Annotated in this window: 22 protein-coding genes and 1 riboswitch; of the genes, 7 read left to right on the top strand and 15 right to left on the bottom strand. The window is 69.2% G+C overall.

Going from position 1 to position 24,021, the window contains the following annotated elements; all coding sequences use genetic code 11:
• Positions 1 to 11 precede the first annotated feature (11 nt).
• Positions 12 to 1,001, top strand: coding sequence for a 4-hydroxythreonine-4-phosphate dehydrogenase PdxA (gene pdxA / locus U5771_RS01635; protein ID WP_322022329.1), 990 nt, complete (start codon positions 12 to 14; stop codon positions 999 to 1,001).
• 55 nt (positions 1,002 to 1,056) lie between these two features.
• The gene (rsmA, locus tag U5771_RS01630) at positions 1,057 to 1,887 is read left to right on the top strand and encodes a 16S rRNA (adenine(1518)-N(6)/adenine(1519)-N(6))-dimethyltransferase RsmA (RefSeq protein ID WP_322022328.1); all 831 of its coding nucleotides are present in this window, start codon (positions 1,057 to 1,059) and stop codon (positions 1,885 to 1,887) included.
• Positions 1,888 to 2,019: 132 nt separating this feature from the next.
• On the opposite strand, the gene U5771_RS01625 is transcribed toward rsmA, so the two are convergent.
• Positions 2,020 to 2,955, bottom strand: coding sequence for a DMT family transporter (locus tag U5771_RS01625; protein ID WP_322022327.1), 936 nt, complete (start codon positions 2,953 to 2,955; stop codon positions 2,020 to 2,022).
• Positions 2,956 to 3,314: 359 nt separating this feature from the next.
• Here U5771_RS01625 and gloA point away from each other — a divergent pair, with 359 nt between their 5' ends.
• Complete coding sequence (gene gloA, locus U5771_RS01620; RefSeq protein WP_322022326.1) at positions 3,315 to 3,704, top strand: lactoylglutathione lyase; 390 nt, start codon at positions 3,315 to 3,317, stop codon at positions 3,702 to 3,704.
• Positions 3,705 to 3,813: 109 nt separating this feature from the next.
• Here gloA and U5771_RS01615 read toward each other — a convergent pair whose 3' ends face one another.
• The 5 genes from U5771_RS01615 to glyQ are packed head-to-tail and all read right to left on the bottom strand — an operon-like array spanning position 3,814 to position 9,280.
• Complete coding sequence (locus U5771_RS01615) at positions 3,814 to 4,725, bottom strand: SprT family zinc-dependent metalloprotease (RefSeq protein ID WP_322022325.1); 912 nt, start codon at positions 4,723 to 4,725, stop codon at positions 3,814 to 3,816.
• Positions 4,726 to 4,771: 46 nt separating this feature from the next.
• Positions 4,772 to 5,536, bottom strand: a complete 765-nt coding sequence (locus tag U5771_RS01610; RefSeq protein ID WP_322022324.1) for a lysophospholipid acyltransferase family protein — start codon at positions 5,534 to 5,536, stop codon at positions 4,772 to 4,774.
• 43 nt (positions 5,537 to 5,579) lie between these two features.
• A complete protein-coding gene (gene gmhB / locus U5771_RS01605) occupies positions 5,580 to 6,143 on the bottom strand; it encodes a D-glycero-beta-D-manno-heptose 1,7-bisphosphate 7-phosphatase (protein WP_322022323.1) in 564 nt (187 codons plus the stop codon).
• Positions 6,144 to 6,153: 10 nt separating this feature from the next.
• Entirely contained in the window at positions 6,154 to 8,253 is a 2,100-nt protein-coding gene (gene glyS / locus U5771_RS01600; RefSeq protein ID WP_322022322.1) for a glycine--tRNA ligase subunit beta, read from the bottom strand.
• Between the two features lie 22 nt (positions 8,254 to 8,275).
• A complete protein-coding gene (gene glyQ, locus U5771_RS01595; protein ID WP_322022321.1) occupies positions 8,276 to 9,280 on the bottom strand; it encodes a glycine--tRNA ligase subunit alpha in 1,005 nt (334 codons plus the stop codon).
• A gap of 334 nt (positions 9,281 to 9,614) precedes the next feature.
• On the opposite strand from glyQ, the gene U5771_RS01590 reads away from it, so the two are divergent.
• Positions 9,615 to 11,252, top strand: coding sequence for a tetratricopeptide repeat protein (locus tag U5771_RS01590; protein WP_322022320.1), 1,638 nt, complete (start codon positions 9,615 to 9,617; stop codon positions 11,250 to 11,252).
• Positions 11,253 to 11,434: 182 nt separating this feature from the next.
• Here the strand turns inward: U5771_RS01590 and lnt are convergent, their stop codons facing one another.
• The 8 genes from lnt to U5771_RS01550 form a co-directional block, all read right to left on the bottom strand.
• On the bottom strand, positions 11,435 to 13,126 hold the full coding sequence (gene lnt / locus U5771_RS01585) for an apolipoprotein N-acyltransferase (protein ID WP_322022319.1): 1,692 nt from the start codon (positions 13,124 to 13,126) through the stop codon (positions 11,435 to 11,437).
• Positions 13,127 to 13,178: 52 nt separating this feature from the next.
• Positions 13,179 to 14,066: an HlyC/CorC family transporter gene (locus U5771_RS01580; RefSeq protein WP_322022318.1), complete on the bottom strand. Its 888-nt coding sequence runs from the start codon at positions 14,064 to 14,066 to the stop codon at positions 13,179 to 13,181.
• A gap of 289 nt (positions 14,067 to 14,355) precedes the next feature.
• Positions 14,356 to 14,478, bottom strand: a complete 123-nt coding sequence (locus U5771_RS01575) for a hypothetical protein (RefSeq protein ID WP_322022406.1) — start codon at positions 14,476 to 14,478, stop codon at positions 14,356 to 14,358.
• A gap of 94 nt (positions 14,479 to 14,572) precedes the next feature.
• Positions 14,573 to 15,205, bottom strand: coding sequence for a gamma-glutamylcyclotransferase (locus U5771_RS01570; RefSeq protein WP_322022317.1), 633 nt, complete (start codon positions 15,203 to 15,205; stop codon positions 14,573 to 14,575).
• Positions 15,206 to 15,219: 14 nt separating this feature from the next.
• Positions 15,220 to 16,005 carry an rRNA maturation RNase YbeY gene (gene ybeY, locus U5771_RS01565; RefSeq protein ID WP_322022316.1) on the bottom strand — a complete coding sequence of 262 codons (786 nt, stop codon included), beginning with the start codon at positions 16,003 to 16,005 and terminating at the stop codon, positions 15,220 to 15,222.
• A 152-nt stretch (positions 16,006 to 16,157) separates the two neighbouring features.
• On the bottom strand, positions 16,158 to 17,204 hold the full coding sequence (locus tag U5771_RS01560) for a PhoH family protein (protein WP_322022315.1): 1,047 nt from the start codon (positions 17,202 to 17,204) through the stop codon (positions 16,158 to 16,160).
• Between the two features lie 33 nt (positions 17,205 to 17,237).
• Positions 17,238 to 18,623 carry a tRNA (N6-isopentenyl adenosine(37)-C2)-methylthiotransferase MiaB gene (gene miaB, locus U5771_RS01555; RefSeq protein ID WP_322022314.1) on the bottom strand — a complete coding sequence of 462 codons (1,386 nt, stop codon included), beginning with the start codon at positions 18,621 to 18,623 and terminating at the stop codon, positions 17,238 to 17,240.
• Between the two features lie 278 nt (positions 18,624 to 18,901).
• Positions 18,902 to 19,834 carry a LysR family transcriptional regulator gene (locus U5771_RS01550; protein ID WP_322022313.1) on the bottom strand — a complete coding sequence of 311 codons (933 nt, stop codon included), beginning with the start codon at positions 19,832 to 19,834 and terminating at the stop codon, positions 18,902 to 18,904.
• A gap of 147 nt (positions 19,835 to 19,981) precedes the next feature.
• Between U5771_RS01550 and U5771_RS01545 the strand changes: the two genes are divergently transcribed.
• From U5771_RS01545 to ribB, 3 genes are all read left to right on the top strand, one after another.
• Entirely contained in the window at positions 19,982 to 21,157 is a 1,176-nt protein-coding gene (locus tag U5771_RS01545; RefSeq protein WP_322022312.1) for an MFS transporter, read from the top strand.
• Between the two features lie 230 nt (positions 21,158 to 21,387).
• On the top strand, positions 21,388 to 22,071 hold the full coding sequence (locus U5771_RS01540; protein WP_059465738.1) for a helix-turn-helix domain-containing protein: 684 nt from the start codon (positions 21,388 to 21,390) through the stop codon (positions 22,069 to 22,071).
• 185 nt (positions 22,072 to 22,256) lie between these two features.
• Positions 22,257 to 22,405: riboswitch (FMN riboswitch) on the top strand.
• 118 nt (positions 22,406 to 22,523) lie between these two features.
• Positions 22,524 to 23,234, top strand: coding sequence for a 3,4-dihydroxy-2-butanone-4-phosphate synthase (gene ribB / locus U5771_RS01535; RefSeq protein ID WP_059528114.1), 711 nt, complete (start codon positions 22,524 to 22,526; stop codon positions 23,232 to 23,234).
• Between the two features lie 90 nt (positions 23,235 to 23,324).
• Here the strand turns inward: ribB and U5771_RS01530 are convergent, their stop codons facing one another.
• The gene (locus tag U5771_RS01530) at positions 23,325 to 24,011 is read right to left on the bottom strand and encodes an HAD family hydrolase (RefSeq protein ID WP_322022311.1); all 687 of its coding nucleotides are present in this window, start codon (positions 24,009 to 24,011) and stop codon (positions 23,325 to 23,327) included.
• Positions 24,012 to 24,021 lie beyond the last annotated feature (10 nt).

The raw sequence follows: 24,021 nt of genomic DNA, 5'->3' as shown, positions 1-24,021 counted from the left end.
GCGAGCTTCACATGACGGCATCCGCGCTGCAGATCGCGATCACGACCGGCGAACCCGCGGGTGTCGGCCCGGAGCTGACCGTGCAGGCGTTGCAGGATGCCGCGCGGCGCTGGCCCGGCGCGCATTTCACCGTGCTCGGCGACGCCGCGCTGCTCGACGCGCGCGCGGCGGCCGTCGGTGCCGACCGTGCGGTGCTCGCCGGCGGCGGGCCGGTGTCGGTCGAGCATCATCCGCTTGCCGTGCCCGCGCAGGCCGGCAAGCTCGACGCGGCCAACGGCCGCTACGTGCTCGGGCTGCTCGATGCCGCGATCGACGGCGCGGTGGCGGGCCGGTTCGACGCGATCGTCACCGCGCCGCTGCAGAAAAGCACGATCAACGATGCCGGCGTGCCGTTTACCGGCCATACCGAATACCTTGCGGAACGCACGCACACGCCGCGCGTCGTGATGATGCTGGCAGGCACCGGCGAGCGGCCGCTGCGCGTCGCGCTCGCGACCACGCACCTGCCGCTGAAGGACGTGTCGGCCGCGCTGACGATCGACGGGCTCGTCGAGACGCTGGCAATTGTCGACCGCGACCTGCGGCGCGACTTCGGTCTCGCGGCGCCGCGCATCCTCGTGACGGGGCTGAACCCGCACGCGGGCGAGAACGGCTATCTCGGGCGCGAGGAGATCGACGTGATCTCGCCGGCGCTCGCGCGCGCGCAAGCGCGGGGCATCGACGCGCGCGGCCCGTATCCGGCCGACACGCTGTTCCAGCCGCGCCATCTCGAGGATGCCGATTGCGTGCTCGCGATGTTCCACGATCAGGGCTTGCCCGTGCTGAAGTATGCGACCTTCGGCGAGGGCATCAACGTCACGCTCGGGCTGCCGATCATCCGCACGTCGGTCGATCACGGTACCGCGCTGGATCTGGCCGGCACGGGCCGCGCGGATCCGGGCAGCATGGTCGCCGCGCTCGACACGGCCGTCACGATGGCGCGCCATCGCCGCGCGTCCTGACGCGCACGGGCCCGGGCCTGATCTTATTCGTCGTATTTTTCGTTTTTCTCAGTCGATGTCGAACAGCAGACAGCACCAAGGCCACTTCGCGCGCAAGCGCTTCGGGCAGAACTTCCTTGTCGATCACGGCGTGATCGACTCGATCGTCGCGACGATCGGCCCCGCGCGCGGCCAGCGGATGGTCGAGATCGGCCCCGGGCTCGGCGCGCTGACCGAGCCGCTGATCGCGCGTCTCGCGACGCCCGAGTCGCCGCTGCATGCGGTGGAACTCGACCGCGACCTGATCGGGCGCCTGCAGCAGCGCTTCGGCGCGCTGCTCGAGCTGCACGCGGGCGACGCGCTCGCGTTCGACTTCCGCTCGCTCGCGGCGCCCGGCGACAAGCCGTCGCTGCGGATCGTCGGCAACCTGCCGTACAACATTTCCAGCCCGCTGCTGTTTCACCTGATGACGTTCGCGGACGCGGTCATCGACCAGCATTTCATGCTGCAGAACGAAGTGGTCGAACGGATGGTCGCGGAGCCCGGCACGAAGGCGTTCTCGCGGCTGTCGGTGATGCTGCAGTACCGCTACGTGATGGACAAGATGCTCGATGTGCCGCCGGAATCGTTCCAGCCGCCGCCGAAGGTCGATTCGGCGATCGTCCGGATGATTCCGTACGAGCCGCACGAACTGCCGGACGTGGATCCCGTGCTGCTCGGCGAAGTGGTCACGGCCGCATTCTCGCAGCGCCGCAAGATGCTGCGCAATACGCTCGGCGACTATCGCGAGACGATCGATTTCGACGCGCTCGGCTTCGATCTCGCGCGACGCGCGGAGGATGTCAGCGTGGCCGAATATGTCGGCGTCGCGCAGGCGCTTGCGACGGTGCGCAAGGCCGCGGAGTAGCGGTAACGGATGGGGCAACGGGGGGCAACGCGCGCGGCGCGTGCCGGCTCGAGGTTCGCGAGGCTGTCCTGACGGGCAGCCTTTTTATTTCGCGGGCCGTGTTCGTCGATGCCGGACCGCGGTCGCGCGCCGTCACGCGCGCCGGCGGGACGGCGCGTTGACGAGTGCGATCCCGGTCAGCACCAGCGCGGCCGCGGACATGAAGCGCCAGCCGATCGATTCGCCGAGCAGCAGCACGCCGAACGCGACGCCGAACAGCGGCGACAGGAACGTGAACACCGACAGCCGCGACGCGCTGTAGCGCGTCAGCAGCCAGAACCACGACAGATAGCTGACGAACGCGACGATCACAGACTGGTACGCGAGGCTCGCGAGCGCGATCGGCGTGACCTGCGCGAACGACATCTGGCCGAGCAGCGCGGCGAGCGCGACCAGCACGACGGCCGACACCGCAAGCTGGTAGAACAGCGTCTTGCTCGCGCTGGCCCGCGCGAGCGACGTCGAGCGCACCACGACCGTCGTCGCGGCCCACATCGCACCGCCGAGGATGCCGAGCGCGTCGCCGGCGAGCCCGGCCAGCACCGATGCGCCGGGCGCGCGCGGCTTCAGGAAGCCGTCCGCGAACGCGAGCGCAATGCCGGCGAACGCGAGGCCGACGCCGGCCCACTGGACGCGCTGCAGCCGTTCGCCCGGCGCGAACAGGTGCAGGCCGAGCGCCGTGAAGCACGGTGCCGTATACAGGAAGATCGCCATGTGCGACGCGCTCGTCAGCGTCAGCCCGAAGAACACGCAGATGAACTCGCCGGCGAACAGCGCACCGGCCGCGATGCCCGCGCCGAGCGTGCCGTCCGCGCGGAACAGCGGCGTGCCGCGCGAACGGGCCCAGCCCCACAGCAGCAGCGCGGCGATCACCGAACGCAGCCCGGCCTGGAACATCGGCGGGATCGCCGCATTGGTGCTCTTGATCGCGACCTGCTGGAAGCCCCAGATCGCGCACAGCAGCAGCATCACGCCGATGGCGCGTGTGTCGAGCGCGCGGCGCACGGGCGTGCCGGCGAGCGCGGTCATCGGCGGACCTCGGCGGTGCGGAGGGAAGGGCGCAGGGACATGGACAGCGGCGGACGGACAGCGCGTCCGGCGCGCTCGAATGGGCGGTTTCGCACGGCAGGCAGTGTGGCTGAATGGAGTGGTGGTCGCGTTCCGGCGGCGGGCGGCATGCCCGCTTTTGGTGCGAGGTGGGAGGATGTTACCCGATCGGCCGGTGCGGCGGGGCGCGTTGCGAGTGGTGGCTTCTACCGGCGCACGGGCGTCGGGTTCGTCGTGCTGATGATCGGTATCGGCCGGCGGCGGATGGGGCGCCGGCGGCGGGATTCACGCGACTCCGGTAGAATTTCCGGTTCTGGAAAGTCCCCACAGGAGTACAACACATGCGTTTGCTGCATACGATGCTGCGAGTCGGCGATCTCGACCGCTCGATCAAGTTCTACACCGAATTGCTCGGCATGAAGCTGCTGCGTCGCGAGGATTATCCGGAAGGCAAGTTCACGCTCGCGTTCGTCGGCTATGAAGCGGAAAGCACGGGCACCGTGATCGAGCTGACCCATAACTGGGATACGCCGTCCTACGATCTCGGCAACGGCTTCGGCCATCTGGCGCTGGAAGTCGACGACGCGTACGCGGCCTGCGACAGGATCAAGGCGCAAGGCGGCAAGGTGACCCGCGAAGCGGGCCCGATGAAGCACGGCTCGACCGTGATCGCATTCGTCGAGGATCCGGACGGCTACAAGATCGAGTTCATCCAGAAGAAGGCGCACTGAGCGCGGATCAGCGGCGCGCGACGCACGATGGGCGTGGCGGGCAAGGAAAACGGGCGATGCGGAGGAATCCGCATCGCCCGTTTTTGCATTGTCGGTGCGACCGATCGCGTTACAGCGACGGCAGCAGTTCGGGCGGGTGGTGCTTGAGCGTGTGCCGCGCTTCGCGGAATTCCGGGAAGATCGATTCGACGGTCTGCCAGAAGGCCGGGCTGTGGTTCATTTCGCGCAGGTGCGACAGCTCGTGCGCGACGACGTAGTCGATGATCGACATCGGGAAGTGGATCAGCCGCCAGTTCAGCCGGATCTTGCCGTCGCTCGAGCAACTGCCCCAGCGCGTCGCGGCCGACGACAGCGCGACCATCGAATACGTGACGCCGAGCTTTTCCGCGTAGACGACGAGGCGTTCGCCGAAGATCCGCTTCGCTTCGCCCTGCAACCAGCCCTGCACGCGATCCTTGATCTGCTGCATGTCGGCCTGCGCGGGCAGCGGCAGCGACAGCCGCTGTGCATCGGTGTCGAATGCGACGGCGCCCGCGCCGAGTGCGATCGTGATCGTCTTGCCGAGATACGGGAGTTGCGCGCCGTCGCGCCAGTCGATCTGCGGCAGCGCGCGCTGCTCGGTGCGGGTCTTCCACTCCGCGAGTTTCGCGAAGATCCAGCGCTGCTTCTCGGCGATCGCCGCTTCGATGTCGGCGAGCGTGACCCAGCGCGGTGCGGTGATCGACAGTCCGCTGCCGTCGATCGTGAAGCCGATCGTGCGGCGCGCGGAGCGCTTCAACCGATACTCGAGCACGCGGCTGTCGAGTGCGAACGTGCGGACGCGCGAGCGATCGGGCGCGGGGCCCGGATCGAGCGGCGCCGTGGGTGCCGCGGGCACCGCAGCCGCTTCAGGCGGCGAGGGCGGCGCGGCGGGCGCCGACGGTGCGGGCGAGGCCGCCGCTGGCCCGTCGAAGAGCGGCAGGTCCATCTGGCGATGATCGAGGGCCACGACGGCAGGCCGTGGCCGCGGACGCTTTTTCATCAGTTCGCTTCGTTTCGTCGTACGCAACGGCTGCAATCCGGGTGATTCAGACGCGCGCGGCATCGCGCGTGCCGGCATTGCCCGGCTGGCGATAGGAATCGGGATCGATGCGGCGCATCTCCGCTTCGATCCATGCCTCGACCTGCGAGTTCAATACGTCGGGCGTCTTGCCTTCGACCGGAATCGGCTTGCCGATCGACACGGTGACGACGCCCGGGAATTTCGTGAACGAATTGCGCGGCCACACACGACCTGCATTGTGCGCGATCGGCACGACCGGCGCGCCGGTTTCGATCGCGAAGCGCGCGCCGCCCGTCTTGTACTTGCCCTGCTTGCCGACCGGCGTGCGCGTGCCTTCCGGGAACATGATCATCCACGCGCCTTCCGACAGGCGCTTCTTGCCCTGGCGGATCACCGACACGAAGGCGTTCTTGCCTTCCTTGCGGTTGATGTTGACCATGTGCAGCAGCCCGAGCGCCCAGCCGAAGAACGGCACGTACAGCAGCTCGCGCTTGAACACGTAGCAGAGCGGCTTCGGCATCAGCGCCGGGAACGCGAGCGTCTCCCACGCGGACTGGTGCTTCGACAGCAGCACGGCCGGGCCGTCGGGCAGGTTTTCCATCCCTTCGATCCGGTAGTGGATGCCGTTCAGCCAGCGCACGACCCACAGCGTCGACTTGCACCAGCCGGCCGCCATCCAGTAGCGCGCGTCGGGACGCATGAACGGGAACGCGATGAAGCACGCGGTGGCGTACGGCACCGTGTACAGGATGAAGTAGATCAGCAGCAGCAGGGAGCGGACGAAGCGCATCGGCGTGGGTCTGGCAGTAGGGAGGATGCGCGCGGCGGCCGCATCACTCGTGTTCGTGTGAAAGGAAGTCGAGCGCGAACGCGCGCAGGTCGTCGTGGACCTTCGTGCCGTCCGGCAGATTGCCCGCGGCGAGCGTCTTCTTGCCCTTGCCGGTCAGCACGAGGTGCGGCCGGAAGCCGACCGCGACGCCGGCCTGCAGGTCGCGCAGCGAATCGCCGACGACCGGCGTGTGACCGGGATCGACCTCGAAGCGCTCGGCGATCATCTGCATCATGCCGGGTTTCGGTTTGCGGCAGTCGCAGTGGTCTTCCGACGTGTGCGGGCAGAAGAACACCGCGTCGATGCGCGCGCCGACGGCGGCCGCCGCGCGATGCATCTTCAGGTGCATCGCGTTGAGCGTGGCCATGTCGAACAGCCCGCGACCGATGCCGGACTGGTTGGTCGCGACGACCACGCGATAGCCTGCGTGGTTGAGTCGCGCGATCGCCTCGAGGCTGCCGGGCAGCGCGATCCACTCGTCGGGCGTCTTGATGAACGCGTCCGAATCGACGTTGATCACGCCGTCCCGGTCGAGGACGACGAGCTTGCGGTTGGGGCTGGTCGGCATCGTTCGGCCCTTATGCGGCGAGCTTCGAGATGTCGGCGACGCAGTTCATCTGCTGATGCAGCGCGAACAGCAGCGCGAGACGGTTCGCGCGCAGCGCGGGATCCTCGGCGTTGACCATCACGTCGTTGAAGAACGTGTCGACCGGCGCGCGCAGCGCGGCGAGCGCCGACAGCGCGCCCGTGTACGCACGCGCCTCGAGCTGCGACTGCACGTGCGGCGTCACGGCCGCGAGCTGTTCGTGCAGCGCCTTTTCGGCGGCCTCGACGAGCAGCGTCGGCTGCACCGTGCCGTTCGCCCCGCCTTCCGATTTCTTCAGGATGTTCGAGATCCGCTTGTTCGCGGCCGCGAGCGCTTCGGCTTCCGCGAGGCGCGTGAATTCGCGCACCGCGTCGAGGCGCGCGACGAGATCGTCGACGCGCGTCGGATTCAGGCTCAGCACCGCGTCGACTTCGCCGGCCGAGAAGCCGCGTTCGCGCAGCAGGCCGCGCAGGCGGTCCATGAAGAACGCGAAGATCGCGTCGGTCGATTCGGCGACGCCCGGCACGCCTTCGAAGCGTGCATGGGCCGTGCGCAGCAGCGACACGAGATCGAGCGGCAGCTGCTTCTCGAGCAGCAGGCGCAGCACGCCGAGCGCGTGACGGCGCAGCGCGAACGGATCCTTCTCACCGGTCGGCGCGAGGCCGATGCCCCAGATGCCGACGATCGTCTCGAGCTTGTCGGCCAGCGCGACGGCGGTCGACACCGGCGTGGTCGGCAGCGCGTCGCCGGAGAAGCGCGGCTGGTAGTGCTCGGCACAGGCGAGCGCGACGTCGTCGGGTTCACCGTCGTGGCGCGCGTAGTACGTGCCCATCGTGCCCTGCAGTTCCGGGAACTCGCCGACCATGTCGGTCAGCAGGTCGGCCTTCGCGAGGCGCGCGGCGCGCTTCGCGTGCGCGGCGTCGGCGCCGATCGCGGGCGCGATCTCGCCGGCCAGCGCCTCGAGGCGCTCGACGCGCGCGAGCGCCGAGCCGAGCTTGTTGTGATAGACGACGTTCGCGAGCAGCGGCACGCGGTCGGCGAGCGGCTTCTTCTTGTCCTGCTCGAAGAAGAACTTCGCGTCGGCGAGGCGCGGGCGCACGACGCGCTCGTTGCCTTCGATGATCTCGCCCGGCGTCTTGGTCTCGATGTTCGACACGATCAGGAAGCGCGAGCGCAGCTTGCCGCCGACGTCGGTCAGCGCGAAGTACTTCTGGTTCGTCTGCATCGTGAGGATCAGGCATTCCTGCGGAACCTCCAGGAATTCGTCCTCGAAGCGGCACGGATAGACGACCGGCCATTCGACCAGCGACGTCACTTCGTCGAGCAGCGATTCGGGCATCACGACCGTGTCGCCGTTCGCGTGTTCGTTCAGCTGCGTGCGGATCGTTTCGCGGCGATCGGCGAAGTGCGCGATCACGCGGCCCTTGTCGCGCAGCGTGTCGGCATACGCGCGCGCATGCTGGATCGCGACGAGGCCGTCGGACAGGAAGCGGTGGCCGAGCGTGGTGTCGCCGGCGTCGATGCCGAACGCGGTGACGGGCACGATGCGATCGTCGTGCAGCACGGTCAGGCGTTGCACCGGACGCACGAACTTCACGTCGGAGCCGTCCGGGCGCTGGTAGGTCATGACCTTCGGGATCGGCAGCTTCTCGAGCGTTTCGTCGAGCGCGGCCTGCAGGCCGTCGGCTAGCGTCGCGCCGGCCGCCGAGTAGTTGACGAAGAACGCTTCGGCCTTGCCGTCCTGCGCGCGCTCGAGATCGGCGATCGACAGGTTCGGATGGCCGAGCGCCGCGAGCTTTTTCGCGAGCGGGGCGGTCGGCTTGCCTTCGGCGTCGAGCGCGACCGACACGGGCAGGACCTTTTCGCGGACCTGCTTTTCAGGCGCGACGGCGCGCACGTTCTGCACGACGACCGCAAGGCGGCGCGGCGTGGCGTAGCGTTCGAACACGAGTTCGCTTTCGACGAGGTCGCGCGCCGCGAGGCGTTGCGCGAGACCTTCGGCGAATGCGTCGCCGAGGCGCGCGAGGGCCTTCGGCGGCAGCTCTTCGGTCAGCAGTTCGACGAGCAGGGGGGCGGGATGATTGTGCGTCATGTCTGGAATAAATCTCGTCTCGTCAGTCCTGATCGATCTTGCGTTCGACCTTGAGCGGCGGCGCCCATGCCGGCTGGGCGGCGTCCTGGGCGTCGGTGGTGAGGCCCGGCACGCCCGGCGGGTTGCCGAGCATCGGGAAGCCGAGCTTCTCGCGCGAGTCGTAGTAAGCCTGCGCGACGAGACGCGACAGCGCGCGGATGCGGCCGATGTACGCCGCACGCTCGGTCACCGAGATCGCGCCGCGCGCGTCGAGCAGGTTGAACGTGTGGCCGGCCTTCAGCACGAGTTCGTACGCGGGCAGTGCGAGCTGCGCGTCGATCATCTTCTTCGCTTCGGCTTCGTAGCTGTTGAAGAACGTGAACAGCAGGTCGACGTTCGCGTGCTCGAAGTTGTAGGTCGACTGCTCGACCTCGTTCTGGTGGTAGACGTCGCCGTACGACAGGCGGCGCAGCTCGGGGCCGTCCGGGCCCTGCTCTTCCCACTCGGTCCAGACGAGGTCGTACACGTTCTCGACCTTCTGCAGGTACATCGCGAGGCGCTCGAGGCCGTAGGTGATCTCGCCGAGCACGGGCTTGCAGTCGAGGCCGCCGACCTGCTGGAAATACGTGAACTGCGTGACTTCCATCCCGTTCAGCCACACTTCCCAGCCGAGGCCCCACGCGCCGAGCGTCGGGTTCTCCCAGTCGTCCTCGACGAAGCGCACGTCGTTCTGCTGCAGGTCGAAGCCGAGCGCTTCCAGCGAGCCGAGGTACAGGTCGAGGATGTTTTCCGGCGCCGGCTTGAGCACGACCTGGTACTGGTAGTAATGCTGCAGGCGGTTCGGGTTCTCGCCGTAGCGGCCGTCCTTCGGGCGGCGCGACGGCTGCACGTAGGCGGCGCGCCACGGCTCGGGGCCGACCGCGCGCAGGAACGTGTGGACGTGCGACGTGCCCGCGCCGACTTCCATGTCGATGGGCTGGAGCAGAGCGCAACCCTGCTTGTCCCAGTAGGACTGCAGCGTCAGGATGATTTGCTGAAACGTAAGCATGAAGAGCCTTCGTGGCGCTGGCGCTCCGTTGCGGGCGGCGCTCCGGGCGGGGCCCGGAGGGTCGGCTCGCGCGGCGGCGCGGCTTGTTAGTGTGCTGAAACGTGCAATTTTACCGGATCGGCGGCCGGATGCGGCCGGAACGCGGACGAAGGGGCCGTCGGCGGTGTTCCGGCGCGCCGCGCGCAGCCTGTGAGCGGCATCGCCGATGCGCGCGGTGCGCTCGCTCGCGCGACCTCGCGATGCGCGTGCCGCGCCGCTTCGCGCGGGCGTTAAGATGCGCGTATCGCGGTGCGCGCGACGCCTGCCGCGCGACCGATTGCCCACTCCGGACCGCATGGACGATTCGAACGACCTCCTCATTCCCCTGCTGCCGCCGCTGCTTGCGCTGCTCGGGCAGGCCGCCGACGCGCACGCGCGCGGCGAGCACGACGCGCACGCGCTCTGGCTCGCGGCCGCCGGCCATCTGCACGCCGTCGACATGACCGCGCTCGCGCAACTCACCGTGGCGCTCGTCGCGCGGCAGCGCACGGCCGACGCGCTCGCGCTGGCCGAATGCGCGCTGCGCGTGCATCCGGGCGCCGGTGCAGGTTTCAACCATGGCTACGCGCTGCAGATGCTCGGCCGTCACGCGGACGCCGTCGCGCCGTACCGCGCCGTCTATGCGCTCGATCCGGGCTGGCCGTCGCTGCGCAACAACCTGGCGATCGCGCTGCGGCTGTCGGGCGGCGACCGCAACGAAGAAATCGCGCTGCTCGACGCGGCCGTGGCGGCCGATCCGCGCGATGTGCAGGCGTGGATCAACCTGGTCGTCGCGCGGCTCGCGACGCAGGACCTCGACGGCGCGCTCGCGTGTGCGGCGCGGCTCGCGGAGATCGCGCCCGACAATGCGCTCGCGCTGAACAACATCGCGATGACGATGAAGGAGGCGCAGCGCTGGGACGACGCCGAGCGCTACGCGGCGCGCGCGTGCGAGCTGGCGCCCGACGACGCGTCGTTCCGTTTCAACCTCGCGATCATCCAGCTCGTGCGCGGCGACTATGCGGCCGGCTGGCGCGGCCACGAGGCGCGCTGGGACGGCGCCGGCGAGCTGCGCGGCCGCCGGCCGGTGCTGCCCGGCCCGCGCTGGCAGGGCGAGCCGCTCGCGGGCAAGACGCTGCTCGTCTGGGGCGAGCAGGGGCTCGGCGACGTGTTGCAGTTCACGCGCTTCGTCGCGCCGCTCGCCGAGCGCGTGCACCGCGAGGGCGGCCGGCTCGCGTGGAACACGTTTCCGCAGGTGGGTACGCTGCTGCAGCGCAGCCTCGGCGCACACGCGGACGCGTTCAGCGCGGGCGGCGGCGTCGACGAACTGCCTGCCTTCGACTACGAAGTGCCGCTGCTCGGCCTGCCGTTGATGCTCGGGATGGAGACGTCGACGCTCGGTGCGTCGGTGCCGTACCTGCATGCCGATCCGCACGCATGCGACACATGGCGTGCGCGGCTCGCGGGCGACGGCCGGCTGAAGGTCGGGCTCGTGTGGACGGGCAGCGCGGGGCACCAGCGCAATCCGTTCAGGCGCGTCGGGCTCGAGCGTTACGCCGATGCGTTTCGCGGCATCGATGGCGTCGCGTTTTACTCGCTGCAGCCGGGCGCGGACGCGGATGTCGCCGCGGCGCGTGCGGCCGGTTTCGCGATCGAGGACTGCACCGCCGAACTGAAGCGTTTCGACGACACGGCCGCGTTCATCGGCGCGCTGGATCTGGTGATCACGGTGTGCACGTCGGTCGCGCACCTGTCGGGCGCGCTCGGCGCACGCACCTGGGTGCTGCTCGACGTGAATCCGCACTGGCCGTGGCTGCTCGAGCGTACCGACAGCCCGTGGTATCCGACCGCCACGCTGTACCGGCAGCCGACGTTCGGCGCATGGGCGCCGGTGATGGAGGCGCTCGGGCGGGATCTGCGCGGCCTGGCCGCGGACGCGAAGCGGCCGGCGTGAGCGGCTGAACGGCTGAACGGCTGAACGGCTGACCGGCGCGACGTCGTGCGTCATTGCTTCATGTACGCCGGCAGGCAGCCGTGTCGTGCGGACGAAGCCTCATGCGGGGAGCGGCACCATGCGGGGCGGTCCGCACGCCGGAACAGCGGCCGCCGCGCCACGCGCGCCGGCCGCCCGATGCGTCAGGCGTTCCGGTCGTCGTCGGCCTTCGCGCCGTTGCGGCGGCGCAGGCCCGGCCCGAACGTGAAGCCGAACGCGAGCAGCACCAGCGACACCGCGAGCACGACGTTGTTGCCGCTCGTCACGTACGGCGTGAAGCCGCTGGTGCCTTCGATCCGCACGTCGAGCGAGCCGATCGTGAACGGCTTCAGCTGGCCGAGCACGCGGCCGTGCGCGTCGATCGCGGCCGTCATCCCGGTGTTGGTCGAGCGCAGCATCGGCCGGCCCGTTTCGAGCGCGCGCATCCGTGCGATCTGCAGGTGCTGGTCGAGCGCGATCGTGTCGCCGAACCACGCGAGGTTCGTCACATTGACGAGCACGCCGGGCGGCTGCGGGTTGTCGCGGATCGTCGCGGCGATTTCCTCGCCGAACAAGTCCTCGTAGCAGATGTCCGCCATCACCGGCTGGTTGTGCACGAGGAACGGCTTCTGCACGGGCGCGCCGCGCGCGAAGTCGCCGAGCGGCATCTTCATCAGGTCGACGAACCACCGGAAGCCCCACGGGATGAATTCGCCGAAGGGCACGAGATGGTGCTTGTCGTAGTGATAGATGTCGCGCGAATGCGGCGTCACGCCGTACAGGCTGTTCGTGTAGTCGACGTAACGGCCCTCCGGCGTCACCGACGCGCCGACCGCGCCGAACAGCACGGCCGAGCCCGTCGTGTCGCTGAACTTGCGGATCGCGACGGCGAACGGCTCGGGCAGCTCCTGGATCATCACCGCGATCGCGGTCTCGGGCGTGACGATCAGGTCGGCCGGCTTCTCGACGATCATCTGGGTGTACATCTTGATCGCCGCGTCGATGCCTTCCTGCTCGAACTTGATGTCCTGCTTCACGTTGCCCTGCAGCAGCCGCACCGTGAGCGGCGCGTTGGCGGGCACGGTCCACGTGGCCTGCGACAGCGCGATGCCGGCCGCGACGAGTGCGACGGCGATGCCGGCCGGCGCCGCGATGCGCACGCGCGCGTTGCCGGCGTCGCCGCGCGCATCGGCGGGCGACCGGCGCGCGGCGACGAGCGCCTGCACGACCAGCGCGGCGAACAGCGCGAGCACCCAGGCGATCCCGTACACGCCGGCGACCGGCGCGACGCCCGCGAACGGGCCGTCGACCTGCGCATAGCCGCTCGCGAGCCACGGAAAGCCGGTCAACACGGTGCCGCGCAGCCATTCGCCGAGCGCCCATGCGCTCGCGAACGCGAACGCGCCGTGCCAGGTCGGCGAGAACGGCCGCGGATCGGGTTCGCGGCGATGCCACGCATGGCCGGCGCAGAACGACCAGAGCCCGGCCGAGAACGCCGGGTACAGCGACAGGTACAGCGAGAACAGCACCAGCGCGCCGCCCGCGAGCGGCGCGGCCATCTCGCCGTACACGTGCATGCTGATGTAGAGCCACCAGATGCCGCTGATGAAATTGCCGAAGCCGAACGCGCCGCCGGTGAGCGCGGCACCGCGCCAGCTCGACGTGCGCGTCAGCTGCGCGAAAAACCAGACGAATACGACGAGCTGCAGCCAGCCGCCGTGCGGGGTCGGTGCGAAGCTGAGCGTATTGGCCGCGCCGGCGAGCAGTGCGGCCGGATAGTGCCAGCGCGGCAGCGTGCGGCCGGGCGCCGGCGCGAAAAGACCGCCAGCCGGGCGGGACGGGATCGGATCGTCCATGTGAAGCGAAAGAGGGCGAGCGGTTGAAGGAGACGCGGCCGGCGCGAGACGGTCAGTCCTCGTGCGAGGTTTCGGCGCGGCGGCTCGCGAGCGGGTTGCGGCGCACCAGCAGCACGTGGACCTGGCGCGCATCGCCGCGCTGGATCTCGAACACGAGGTTGCCGAGCTGCAGCTTCTCGCCGCGGTGCGGCACACGGCCGAAATGATGGGTGATCAGCCCGCCGATGGTGTCGACCTCGTCGTCGGGGAAGTCGGTGCCGAACGTCTCGTTGAACTGTTCGATCTCGGTGAGCGCGCGCACGCGGTAGCGGCCGTCCGGCCCCGAGATGATGTTGCCGGCTTCCTCGTCGAAGTCGTATTCGTCCTCGATGTCGCCGACGATCTGTTCGAGCACGTCCTCGATCGTGATCAGGCCCGCGACGCCGCCGTATTCGTCGACGACGATCGCGAGGTGGTTGCGGTTCACGCGGAAGTCGTGCAGCAGCACGTTCAGGCGCTTCGATTCGGGAATGAACACGGCGGGGCGCAGCATCCCGCGCACGTCGAATTCCTCTTCGGCATAGAAGCGCAGCAGGTCTTTCGCGAGCAGCACGCCGATCACGTTGTCGCGGTTCTCCTCGAACACGGGGTAGCGCGAGTGCGCCTTCTCGAGGACGAACGGGATGAAGTCTTCAGGCTTGTCGGCGATGTTGATCGCGTCCATCTGCGCGCGCGGCACCATGATGTCGCGGGCGCACAGGTCGGACACCTGGAACACGCCTTCGATCATCGACAGCGAATCGGCGTCGATCAGGTTGCGTTCGTGGGCGTCCTGGAGGATTTCCAGCAACTCGGTCCGGGATTCCGGCTCGGGCGAGATGAAGTCGGTCAGGCGCTCGAGCAGCGAGCGCTTTTCTTGTGGTTTGTCGGTGAGCTTACGACTGGGATACGAATCGTTCATGGTGGTGCGCCCGGGTCATGCCGGAGCGCGCGGTCACGGAGTAGGCAAGGATACACCAAGGGCATGGCGCGCCCGTGTCACACCGGCCGTCCGGCCGGGGGCAGGCGGGCGCGCGCGCGCCCCGCTCGGGAACGGCCGCGCCGGGCGCGGCGCCGTCCTTCGTCTCCATCCTATCTCAGAAAGGGGCGGCGGGGCAGCGGTGGCAAAAAAGCCGCGGGCGACCGGCCGGCCGGTCGGCGTCAGCGACATTTCGCCGCGTGCGGGGCCGGCCGGGCGGGCATTCTGACCCTCAGAAGCGCATGCCGGCGGAACAGCCACCGGCGGCCGCGCCATTGGTCGCGGCGCCGCCGCAGCCGAAGAGGCCGCAGCCGGACAGCGCGACGCTCGTGGCGACGAGCAGCGCGGCCAGCATGACGCGCGATCTGCGTGACGGGTTCATGGGCGCGGGTTCTCCTTCGAATGCACGGGTGTGGCGGCCGGGGTGGTGCAAGCCGGCCCGTCGAGCGTCACCGGCATCGCGCGAGCAGCCCTTCCAGCGCGCGGTCGGGGATGCCGCTCGCGCGCAGCGCGTCCACGGTGCGGCTCACGTAGTCGAGCGTCGTGCCATAGCGGCCGGCCGCACAACTGAACACTTCCTTGACGACGGGGTCGGTCAGCTTGCCCGTGTAAGTGGGTACGTCGCGGCGCATCACGAATGCCAGCGCGTTCACGCGTTCGCCGGTCTCGAGCGAGCACGGCAGCCACGCGGGCCGGTACGAGCCCATCGGCATCTCGCGTTTCCACAACGTCTCGAGATGCGGCTGCGCGGTCGGGCCCGCGAGCCGGAACGCGATGCCCGAGCACGAGCCGCCGCGATCGAGCGCGAGCACGAGGCCCGGACGTTCGGGCGTGCCGCGGTTCACGCGCGACCACAGGTAGAGCCCGCGATGGTAGCCGTGCACCTTGCCGCGCACGGCGGCGACGGTCGGCAGCCCGGGGTTCCAGATCAGCGAGCCATAGCCGAACAGCCAGAGATCCTGCCGGCCGTCCCAGTCGCGCATCGTGTGCGCGAGCGATGCCGCGAGCTCGTCTTCCGTCAGCAGCCGTCCCTCGCCGATCGACGGCGGGTAGGCGGGCGGCAGCAGCGCGGCGTGGTGCATGGTGCGGACGGCTTTTACCGGTACGGGTTCGGGAAGCCCAGTTTCGCGAGGATGTCGACTTCGAGCGCTTCCATTTCGGCCGCGTCCTCGTCGCTCGTCTCGTGATCGTAGCCCTGCGCGTGCAGCGCGCCGTGCACCAGCAGGTGCGCGTAGTGGGCCGCGAGCGGCTTGCCCTGTTCGTGCGCTTCCTTTTCGACGACCGGGCAGCACAGCACGAGGTCGCCGATCACGGTGCCGTCGGGCGCCGGGTCGTATGCGAAGGTCAGCACGTTGGTCGGGTAGTCCTTGTGGCGGTAGCCGGCGTTCAGCGTGCGGCCTTCTTCGTCGCCGACGAAGCGCACGGTGAGCTGGGCGCTCGCGAACAGCGCCGGCTCGATCCATTCGGCGATCAGCTTGCGCTTGGGCAGCGTCTTGCGGATGTCGCCGGTGATCTCGTCGCCGTACTGCACGGACAGGTCGAGCTCCAGCTCGCGCAGTTCCTCCGCCAGTTCCGCGATTTCCTCGTCGCGCGGTGCGGGTTCGGCGCCCACGTGCAGCGTCACGCTGTCGTAGTGCTCGGGTTGCAGCGCGAGCTTCGCGCGCATCGCCGGATCGTTGTGCTGCGCGACGATCGCGACGGCCGCCTCGCCCGAGCTGCCCGACAGGTCGAACATCAGGCTGCGGCCGTCCGGGAAGTCGATTCGGAGCCCTTGCGCGTTGACGGTCCGGGCCTTGCCCTTCGCATCGAACAGCGAAAGACGGGGGGAATCGGGCGCGGCGGACTGGTCGCGACCGGACTTGCGAGAACGGGAAGATTTCATGACGGGTGCGGCGATTGGAACGCGTTGAGGATACACCAAACGGCCGATCGCTCCCGAATTCGAGCCGGCCGCACGCGGGCGAAAAAAAGCCCGGCGCGCCGTCGGGCGGGCCGGGCCGTTGGCCGGTGCGGCGCGCGGGCGCCGCCGGCTTCCTACGCGTCCTTGTGCTGCGCGTGGAAGTCGTCGTATGCCTCGACGATGCGTGCGACGAGCGGATGCCGCACGACGTCCGCGCTCGTGAAGCGCGTGAGCGCGATGCCGCGCACGCCGCCGAGCACCTGCTGCGCCTCGACGAGGCCGCTCTTGTGCCCGCGCGGCAGGTCGACCTGGCTCGTGTCGCCGGTGACGACGGCCTTCGAGCCGAAGCCGATTCGCGTGAGGAACATCTTCATTTGCTCGGGCGTCGTGTTCTGCGCCTCGTCGAGGATGATGAACGCGTGGTTCAGCGTGCGGCCGCGCATGTACGCGAGCGGCGCGATCTCGATCATCTGGCGCTCGAACATCTTCGCGGTCTTGTCGAAGCCGAGCAGGTCGTACAGCGCGTCGTACAGCGGCCGCAGGTACGGGTCGACCTTCTGCGCGAGATCGCCCGGCAGGAAGCCGAGCCGCTCGCCGGCCTCGACGGCCGGGCGCGTCAGCACGATCCGCTTGACCTGGTCGCGCTCCAGGGCGTCGACCGCGCACGCGACCGCGAGGTAGGTCTTGCCGGTGCCGGCCGGCCCGATGCCGAACGTCACGTCGTGCTGCAGGATCTGCTTCAGGTATTCGCGCTGCGCGGGCGTGCGGCCACGCAGGTCGGCGCGCCGCGTGTAGAGCTTCGGCCCGGGCTCTTCGTCCGGTTCGTTCGCGTCCAGCTGCACGACGGGCTCGTCGAACGGGTGGTCGGGGTCGCCGCGAAAGCGCACGTCGAGCGTGTCCTGGCGGCCGTTGCCGGACGTGTGGCGCACTTCGACCAGCGCGAGCTGGATATCGTCGACCGACAGCGGATCGCGCGCGCGGTTGTAGAAGTTCTCGAGCGCCGTGAGCGCGAGCTTCGCGCCGCGCCCGCGGATCGTGATCCGGTGGCCGCGTCGCGCGAGCGTGACGTCGAGCGCCTGTTCGATCTGCCGCAGGTTCTCGTCGAGCGGGCCGCAGAGGTTGGCGAGGCGCGCGTTGTCTTCGCGCGGCGCATTGAATTCCAGTGCTTGGACGGTCTTCAAAGTAGCGTCGGGCTCCTGTTGAGCGTCAGTCGGTCAGTGGGTGGCCGTGCTCGCGTCGTCGCTCACGAGCAGCAGCTCGCCGCGCAGCGAGTGCGGGTACGCATGGTTGATCTTCACGTCGATCATCTGGCCGATCAGGCGCGGGTGCGACGCGAGCGGCGCCGGGAAATTCACGACCCGGTTGTTCTCGGTGCGGCCCGCCAGTTCGTTCGGGTCCTTGCGCGACGGACCCTCGACGAGGATCCGCTCGACCTTCCCGACCATCGACTGGCTGATGCGCGCGACGTTTTCCTCGATGGTCGCCTGCAGATGTTGCAGGCGTTTGAGCTTGACCTCGCGCGGCGTGTCGTCGTGCAGGTTCGCGGCCGGCGTGCCGGGGCGCGGGCTGTAGATGAACGAGAAGCTGGTGTCGTAGCTCATCTCGTGCACGAGCGCCATCATCTTGTCGAAGTCTTCCTCGGTCTCGCCGGGGAAGCCGACGATCATGTCGGTCGACAGCGACAGGTCGGGGCGGATCGCGCGCAGCTTGCGGATCACCGACTTGTATTCGAGCACGGTGTAGCCGCGCTTCATCGCCATCAGGATGCGGTCGGAGCCGTGCTGGACCGGCAGGTGCAGGTGGCTCACGAGCTTCGGCACCTTCGCGTAGGTGTCGATCAGGCGCTGCGTGAATTCCTTCGGGTGCGACGTCGTGTAGCGGATCCGCTCGATGCCGGGGATGTCGGCGACGTATTCGATCAGCGTCGCGAAATCGGCGATGTCGCTCGAACCGGCCGCCAGCGCGCCGCCGAATTTGCCACGATAGGCGTTCACGTTCTGGCCGAGCAGCGTGACTTCGCGCACGCCCTGGTCGGCGAGGCCGGCCACTTCGGTCAGCACGTCGTCGAGCGGGCGCGACACTTCATCGCCGCGCGTGTACGGCACGACGCAGTAGCTGCAGTACTTCGAGCAGCCTTCCATGATCGACACGAACGCGCTCGGCCCCTCGACGCGCGCGGGCGGCAGGTGGTCGAACTTCTCGATCTCGGGGAACGTGATGTCGACCTGCGCGCGGCCGCTCTCGCGGCGCGCGTCGATCATCTGCGGCAGGCGGTGCAAGGTTTGCGGGCCGAACACGAGGTCGACGTACGGGGCGCGCGACACGATCGACGCGCCTTCCTGGCTGGCGACGCAGCCGCCGACGCCGATCAGCAGGCCCGGCTTCGCTTCCTTCAGCTCGCGCACGCGGCCGAGGTCGGAGAACACCTTTTCCTGCGCCTTCTCACGCACCGAGCACGTGTTGAACAGGATGATGTCCGCGTCTTCCGGGGTATCGGTCTTTTCGAGGCCTTCGGCCGCATTGAGCACGTCCACCATCTTGTCCGAGTCGTACTCGTTCATCTGGCAGCCGAAGGTCTTTACGTAAACTTTCTTGGTCATGGGGATTCGCCGTTCGCAGTGGTTGACCTGGGGGCGTCGTCAAGGGTGAATCGGGACGGCTGCTGCCGATGCAGCGGCTCGTGCCGGTGCCGCGTGGCGGACCGGGGCGCGCTGCGCGCGTCGGGCGAGCCTGTCGTGAGTTCCTGTCGTGAACGCGTGAAAAGCCGTCGGGCAAGCCTTCCATTATAGCTTTACGCGCCGCCCCGGGCGGGCGGCGGGTTGCAGCCGCGCGACGCCTTTCGTTGCACTCCGACCCCGATATGGCGGCGTGGCGACCGTCAGCGGCACGCGTTCAGCAGGTCGTCGAGCGCCGCTTCCTCGCGCGCGAAGCGTTCGGCGAGGAAGTCGAGCAGCACGCGCACGCGCGGCGCCATGTAGCGCTTGCCGTGATAGATCGCGTGCAGCGGCGCGTCCTGGTGCCGCCAGTCGGGCAGCAGCACGCGCAGCCGGCCGGCACGCACGTCGTCGGCGATGTCCCACAGCGACTTCAGCGCGATGCCGTGGCCGCGCAGCGTCCATTCGCGGGTGAGGCCGCCGTCGTTGGTCTCGAACGCGGTCGACACCGGCACCGTGTGGGTCTGTACCTCGTCGCCGCGCGTGAAGCGCCACGTGTTCATCGGGCCCGACGCGATCGTGATCACGTTGCATGGAAAGCGGGCCAGATCGTGCGGATCGGCCGGCACGCCGTGGCGCGCGACGAACGACGGCGCCGCGCACAGCACGCGCCGGTTCGCGGCGAGCCGGCGTGCGATCAGCGCGCCGTCGGGCGGGGCGGCGAAGCGGATCGCGAGGTCGATCTCGTCCTGCCACAGGTTCGACGACGAATCGGACGCCGTCAGCGAGAACGTGACGCCCGGATGCTGCGTGGTGAATTCGTCGAGCCAGTCGAGCAGCTGGTTGCGGCCGAAATCGGACGTCGACGACAGCCGCACCTTGCCGGCCACCACGTTGCGGCCTTCCTGCAGCAGCGCGTGCGCGTCGTCGAGCGCCTGCAGGGCCTGCCGGCAGCAGTTCAGGTAGAGCCGGCCTTCGTCGGTGAGCCGCAGCTGCCGCGTCGAGCGCTCGAACAGCCGCGTCGCGACCTTCGCCTCGAGTTTCGCGAGGCGCGCGCTCGCGGCGGCCGGCGTGAGGTTCAGCTTGCGCCCGGCCGCGGACAGGCTGCCCAGTTCCGCCGCCTCGACGAACAGCCGGATGTCGCCCAGTCGATCCATCGGATTTTCCAGAATCTTTTGAAAATGGTTCAAATGCCACGCCAATTATCAAAGATGGGCGTATTCGGGACAATGCGCGCACATCCCGCCTTTTGTGCGGTGCGGCACCGACCGGGCGCCGCGTCCGCCGCCTTTTCGGAGAACGTCATGCCCATTCCGTTACTGGCGCTCGCGATCAGCGCCTTCGCCATCGGCACTACCGAATTCATCATCATGGGCCTGTTGCCCGAAGTCGCGCACGACCTCGCCGTGTCGCTGCCGTCGGCCGGCCTGCTGGTCACGGGCTACGCGCTCGGCGTCGCGGCCGGCGCGCCGCTGCTCGCGGTGCTGACGAGCCGCATGCCGCGCAAGGCGGCGCTGCAGTTGCTGATGGCGATCTTCATCGTCGGCAACGTGCTGTGCGCGACCGCGTCCGGCTACGCGATGCTGATGGTCGCGCGCGTCGTCACGTCGTTCGCGCACGGCTCGTTCTTCGGGATCGGCGCGGTGGTCGCCGCGTCGCTCGTGCCGGCCGACAAGCGCGCGAGCGCGATCGCGCTGATGTTCACGAGCCTCACGCTGTCGAACGTGCTCGGCGTGCCGTTCGGCACGTTCGTCGGCCAGCTGCTCGGCTGGCGCGCGTCGTTCTGGATCGTCGCCGCGCTCGGCGTGCTGTCGCTCGGCGGCGTCGCGCTGCTGGTGCCGAATCGCCACGACAGCGGGCCCGTCGGCCTCGGCCACGAAGTGCGCGTGCTGAAGGAGCCGCAGGTCTGGCTCGCGCTCCTGATGACCGTGCTCGGCTTCGGCGGCGTGTTCGTCGTGTTCACGTACATCGCACCGATCCTCGAAACCGTCGCCGGCTATTCGCCGCGCGCGGTCGCACTGATCCTCGTGCTGTTCGGCGCGGGGCTGACGGTCGGCAACACGCTCGGCGGCAAGCTCGCCGACCGCGCGCTGATGCCGTCGCTGATCGCGATCCTGGTCGCGCTGATGGCGGTGATGGCCGTGTTCGCGAAGACGAGCCACCTGCCGGTCGCGGCCGCGGTCACGGTGTTCGTGTGGGGGATCGCCGCGTTCGCGACGGTGCCGCCGCTGCAGGCGCGCGTCGTCGAGAAGGCCGCGAGCGCGCCGCATCTCGCGTCGACGCTGAACATCGGCGCGTTCAACGTCGGCAACGCGGGCGGCGCGTGGCTCGGCGGGCTCGCGCTGGAACACGGCTTCGCGCTCGACGCGCTGCCGTGGGTCGCCGTCGCGGTGACGTTCGCGGCGCTCGTCGTCACGTGGCTCGCGATGCGGCTCGATGCGCGCGCGCCGGCGCGCGGCGCGGCACCGGCCGCGCATTGAGCGGTGCATCGAGCGGTGCCTCGAGCGGCGGTGCGCCGGCGCTATGGCGACAGGAAAAGGTTCGCGAGAAACGCATTCCTCCGCGATGCTGATAACGGTGTGAAGATAACTTCGTTTGCCGGGTCGGGGCCGGGTGATAGCGTCTCGATACGCGCCGTTCGTGGCGCAACCCGATTCCGGTTCCGGCTTACCCCATTCGCAGGGCCGCGCGGCGGCCCGGAGGCCATGCTATGTCTTCACCCCTGGCGCTGGTGCGCGACGTGTCTTCCTTCGAGTCCGGCAATGCCGCCGACGCGCGGACGTCCGCGTCGCTCGACGTCCTCGAGCAGGTCGTCGGCGTGAATCTCGCGCGCCTGCGCGCCGAGCGGCAACTGTCGCTCGATGCGCTCGCGCGGCTGTCCGGCGTGTCGCGCGCGATGCTCGCGCAGATCGAATCCGCCCGCAGCGTGCCGTCGATCAAGGTGCTCTGCAAGATCGCCGCGGCGTTGAAGGTATCGGTCGCCGCATTCCTGCGCCGCCACGCGGTGAACGGCTTCGAGCACCTGGCGGCCGAGCGCGCGGCGCGCGTCGTCAGCTCGAACGGCCGCTTCTCGGCGCGCGCGCTGTATCCGGAAGGCGAACCGGCCGCGGCCGAGTTCCACGAGCTGCGGATCGCGCCGCTGCACACGGAGCCCGGCACGCGCCGCGCGCCCGGCACGACGGTCAACCTGGTCGTCAGCGAGGGCACGCTCGAAGTCAGCGTGCACGATCGCCGCCAGTTGCTCGCGACCGGCGACGCGATCGTGTTCGACGCCGACCAGCCGTACAGCCTGCGCAATCCCGGCGACAGCGAGGCGCGCGCGTTCCGCGTGACGGTGAGCCCCGAGGTGCCGCCGCGCTGGCTCGTGCCCGACGCCGCGCACGCGGCCGGCTGAGCGCGGGCCGCCGGGCCCCGGCGCCGGTTCCATTGCGGACGGGCGCGCAGGCCCGGGGTCGGCCGTTCGGACGATGCCGTTAGACGGAGTCGTCAGTAAGGTTTTAGGTGTGGTTCGCTGCGCGGCGCGCGCAGCTGATGTATGCTTGGCCCGCCGCTCCCGGGGTAGACCCCGGCCGGTAATCAGTGCGTCTTCAGGGCGGGGTGAGATTCCCCACCGGCGGTAGGCTGGCGAAAGCCGGCGAGCCCGCGAGCGCCCGCGCCTCCGCGCGGGGTCAGCAGATCTGGTCGAATGCCAGAGCCGACGGTCATAGTCCGGATGAGAGAAGATGTGCAGATAGTCATGTCCGTCAGGGCCGCTTTGCCATGCGTGCGAAGCGGGTTGTCGTTCTGTCTGTTTGCAATGCCCTGAAACGTTTTTCGCCCAAATCTTCATTGCGAGGAGCGTTTCACATGTCCTTCATGTCCGTTTCGTCGGCACCCGCCGACGCCTTTGCCGATCTCCCGTTGCTGGATTCCGAACCGGTGCCGCCGCGCATCGCCGCCGCGCTCGACGCGTTGCGCGCGGGCCGCGCGGTCGTGTTGCAGGACGATCACGACCGTGAAAACGAGGCCGACCTGATCGTTGCCGCCGAGCGCATCACGCCCGAGACGATGGCGCTGTTGATCCGCGAGTGCAGCGGCATCGTGTGCCTGTGCCTGACCGACGACAAGGTCCGCGCGCTCGAGCTGCCGCCGATGGTGCAGACCAACGAGAGCCGCAACGGCACCGCGTTCACCGTGTCGATCGAGGCGCGCGAAGGCGTGCACACCGGCGTGTCCGCGGCCGACCGCGTGACGACGATCCGCGCGGCGATCGCCGACGATGCGAAGCCGTACGACATCGTGCGTCCCGGCCACGTGTTTCCGTTGCGTGCGCAACCGGGCGGCGTGCTGGCGCGGCGCGGTCACACCGAAGGGACGGTCGACCTGTCGATCCTCGCGGGCCTGAAGCCGGCGGGCGTGCTGTGCGAACTGATGAATCCGGACGGCACCATGACGCGCGGCGACGACGTCGAGCGTTTCGCGCGGCAGCACGGATTGCCGATGCTGACGATCGCGGAACTCGTCGAATTCCGCGAGGCGCTGGCGGCCGCGCGCGAGCGCTGTTGCGAGCCGGCCTGACGGCCGGCGTAGCGGGCGCGCCGATGCGCCCGCGGTACGGCGTGCGCATCGCGTCGCACGCCGGTCAGGCCGAGCCGGCGCAGCCGTCCGTCAGGACTGCACGTCGCCGAATTCGCCGCGCAGGCCGGCCGCGACGAGCGCCGGCAGTTCGTCCATGTTCCGCATGATCCGCGTGATGCCCATCGCGCGCAGCGCGTCCGCGTAGTTGTCGGGGATGTGGCTTGCGCCGACGAACGCGATCGTCTTCATGCCCGCCGCGCGTGCGGCGTTCAGGCCCGATACGCTGTCCTCGACGACGATGCAGCGCGCCGGCGCAACGCCGAGCGTTTGCGCCGCATGCAAGTACACGTCGGGGTAGGGCTTCGGTCGCGCGACCTGCTCGGAGCTGAACACGCGATCGCCGAAGATTTCGGTGAGCGACGCGCGCTTCAGCGAGCTGCGCACGCGCGCGAGCCGGCTGTTCGACACCACCGCGGCCGGCAGGCCGACCTTCAGCAACGCGTCGCGCACGCCGGTGATCGGCGCGAGCGATTGCGCGAGACCGGTTTCGATGTTGTGTTCGACGGTGTCGATGAAGTTGTCGGGCATCCGGATCCCGAAACGCGCTTCGAGCCCGGCGAGAAAGCGCGACGTCTGCTGGCCGAAGGCGGATTTCGCGGCGTCTTCGAAATCGAGGTGCGGGAAGGTGGCGGACAGCGTTTCGAACAGCACGCGGTCGGCAATGACTTCGCTGTCGACGAGCACGCCGTCGCAGTCGCAGATAAGGTGATCGAGCATGATGATGAAG

It is taken from the genome of Burkholderia sp. BCC1977 (assembly GCF_905339595.1).
In the GTDB taxonomy this organism is placed as follows: domain Bacteria; phylum Pseudomonadota; class Gammaproteobacteria; order Burkholderiales; family Burkholderiaceae; genus Burkholderia.
The sequence above is the reverse complement of the archived record's forward strand: the minus strand, read 5'-3'. Positions and strand labels throughout refer to the sequence as shown.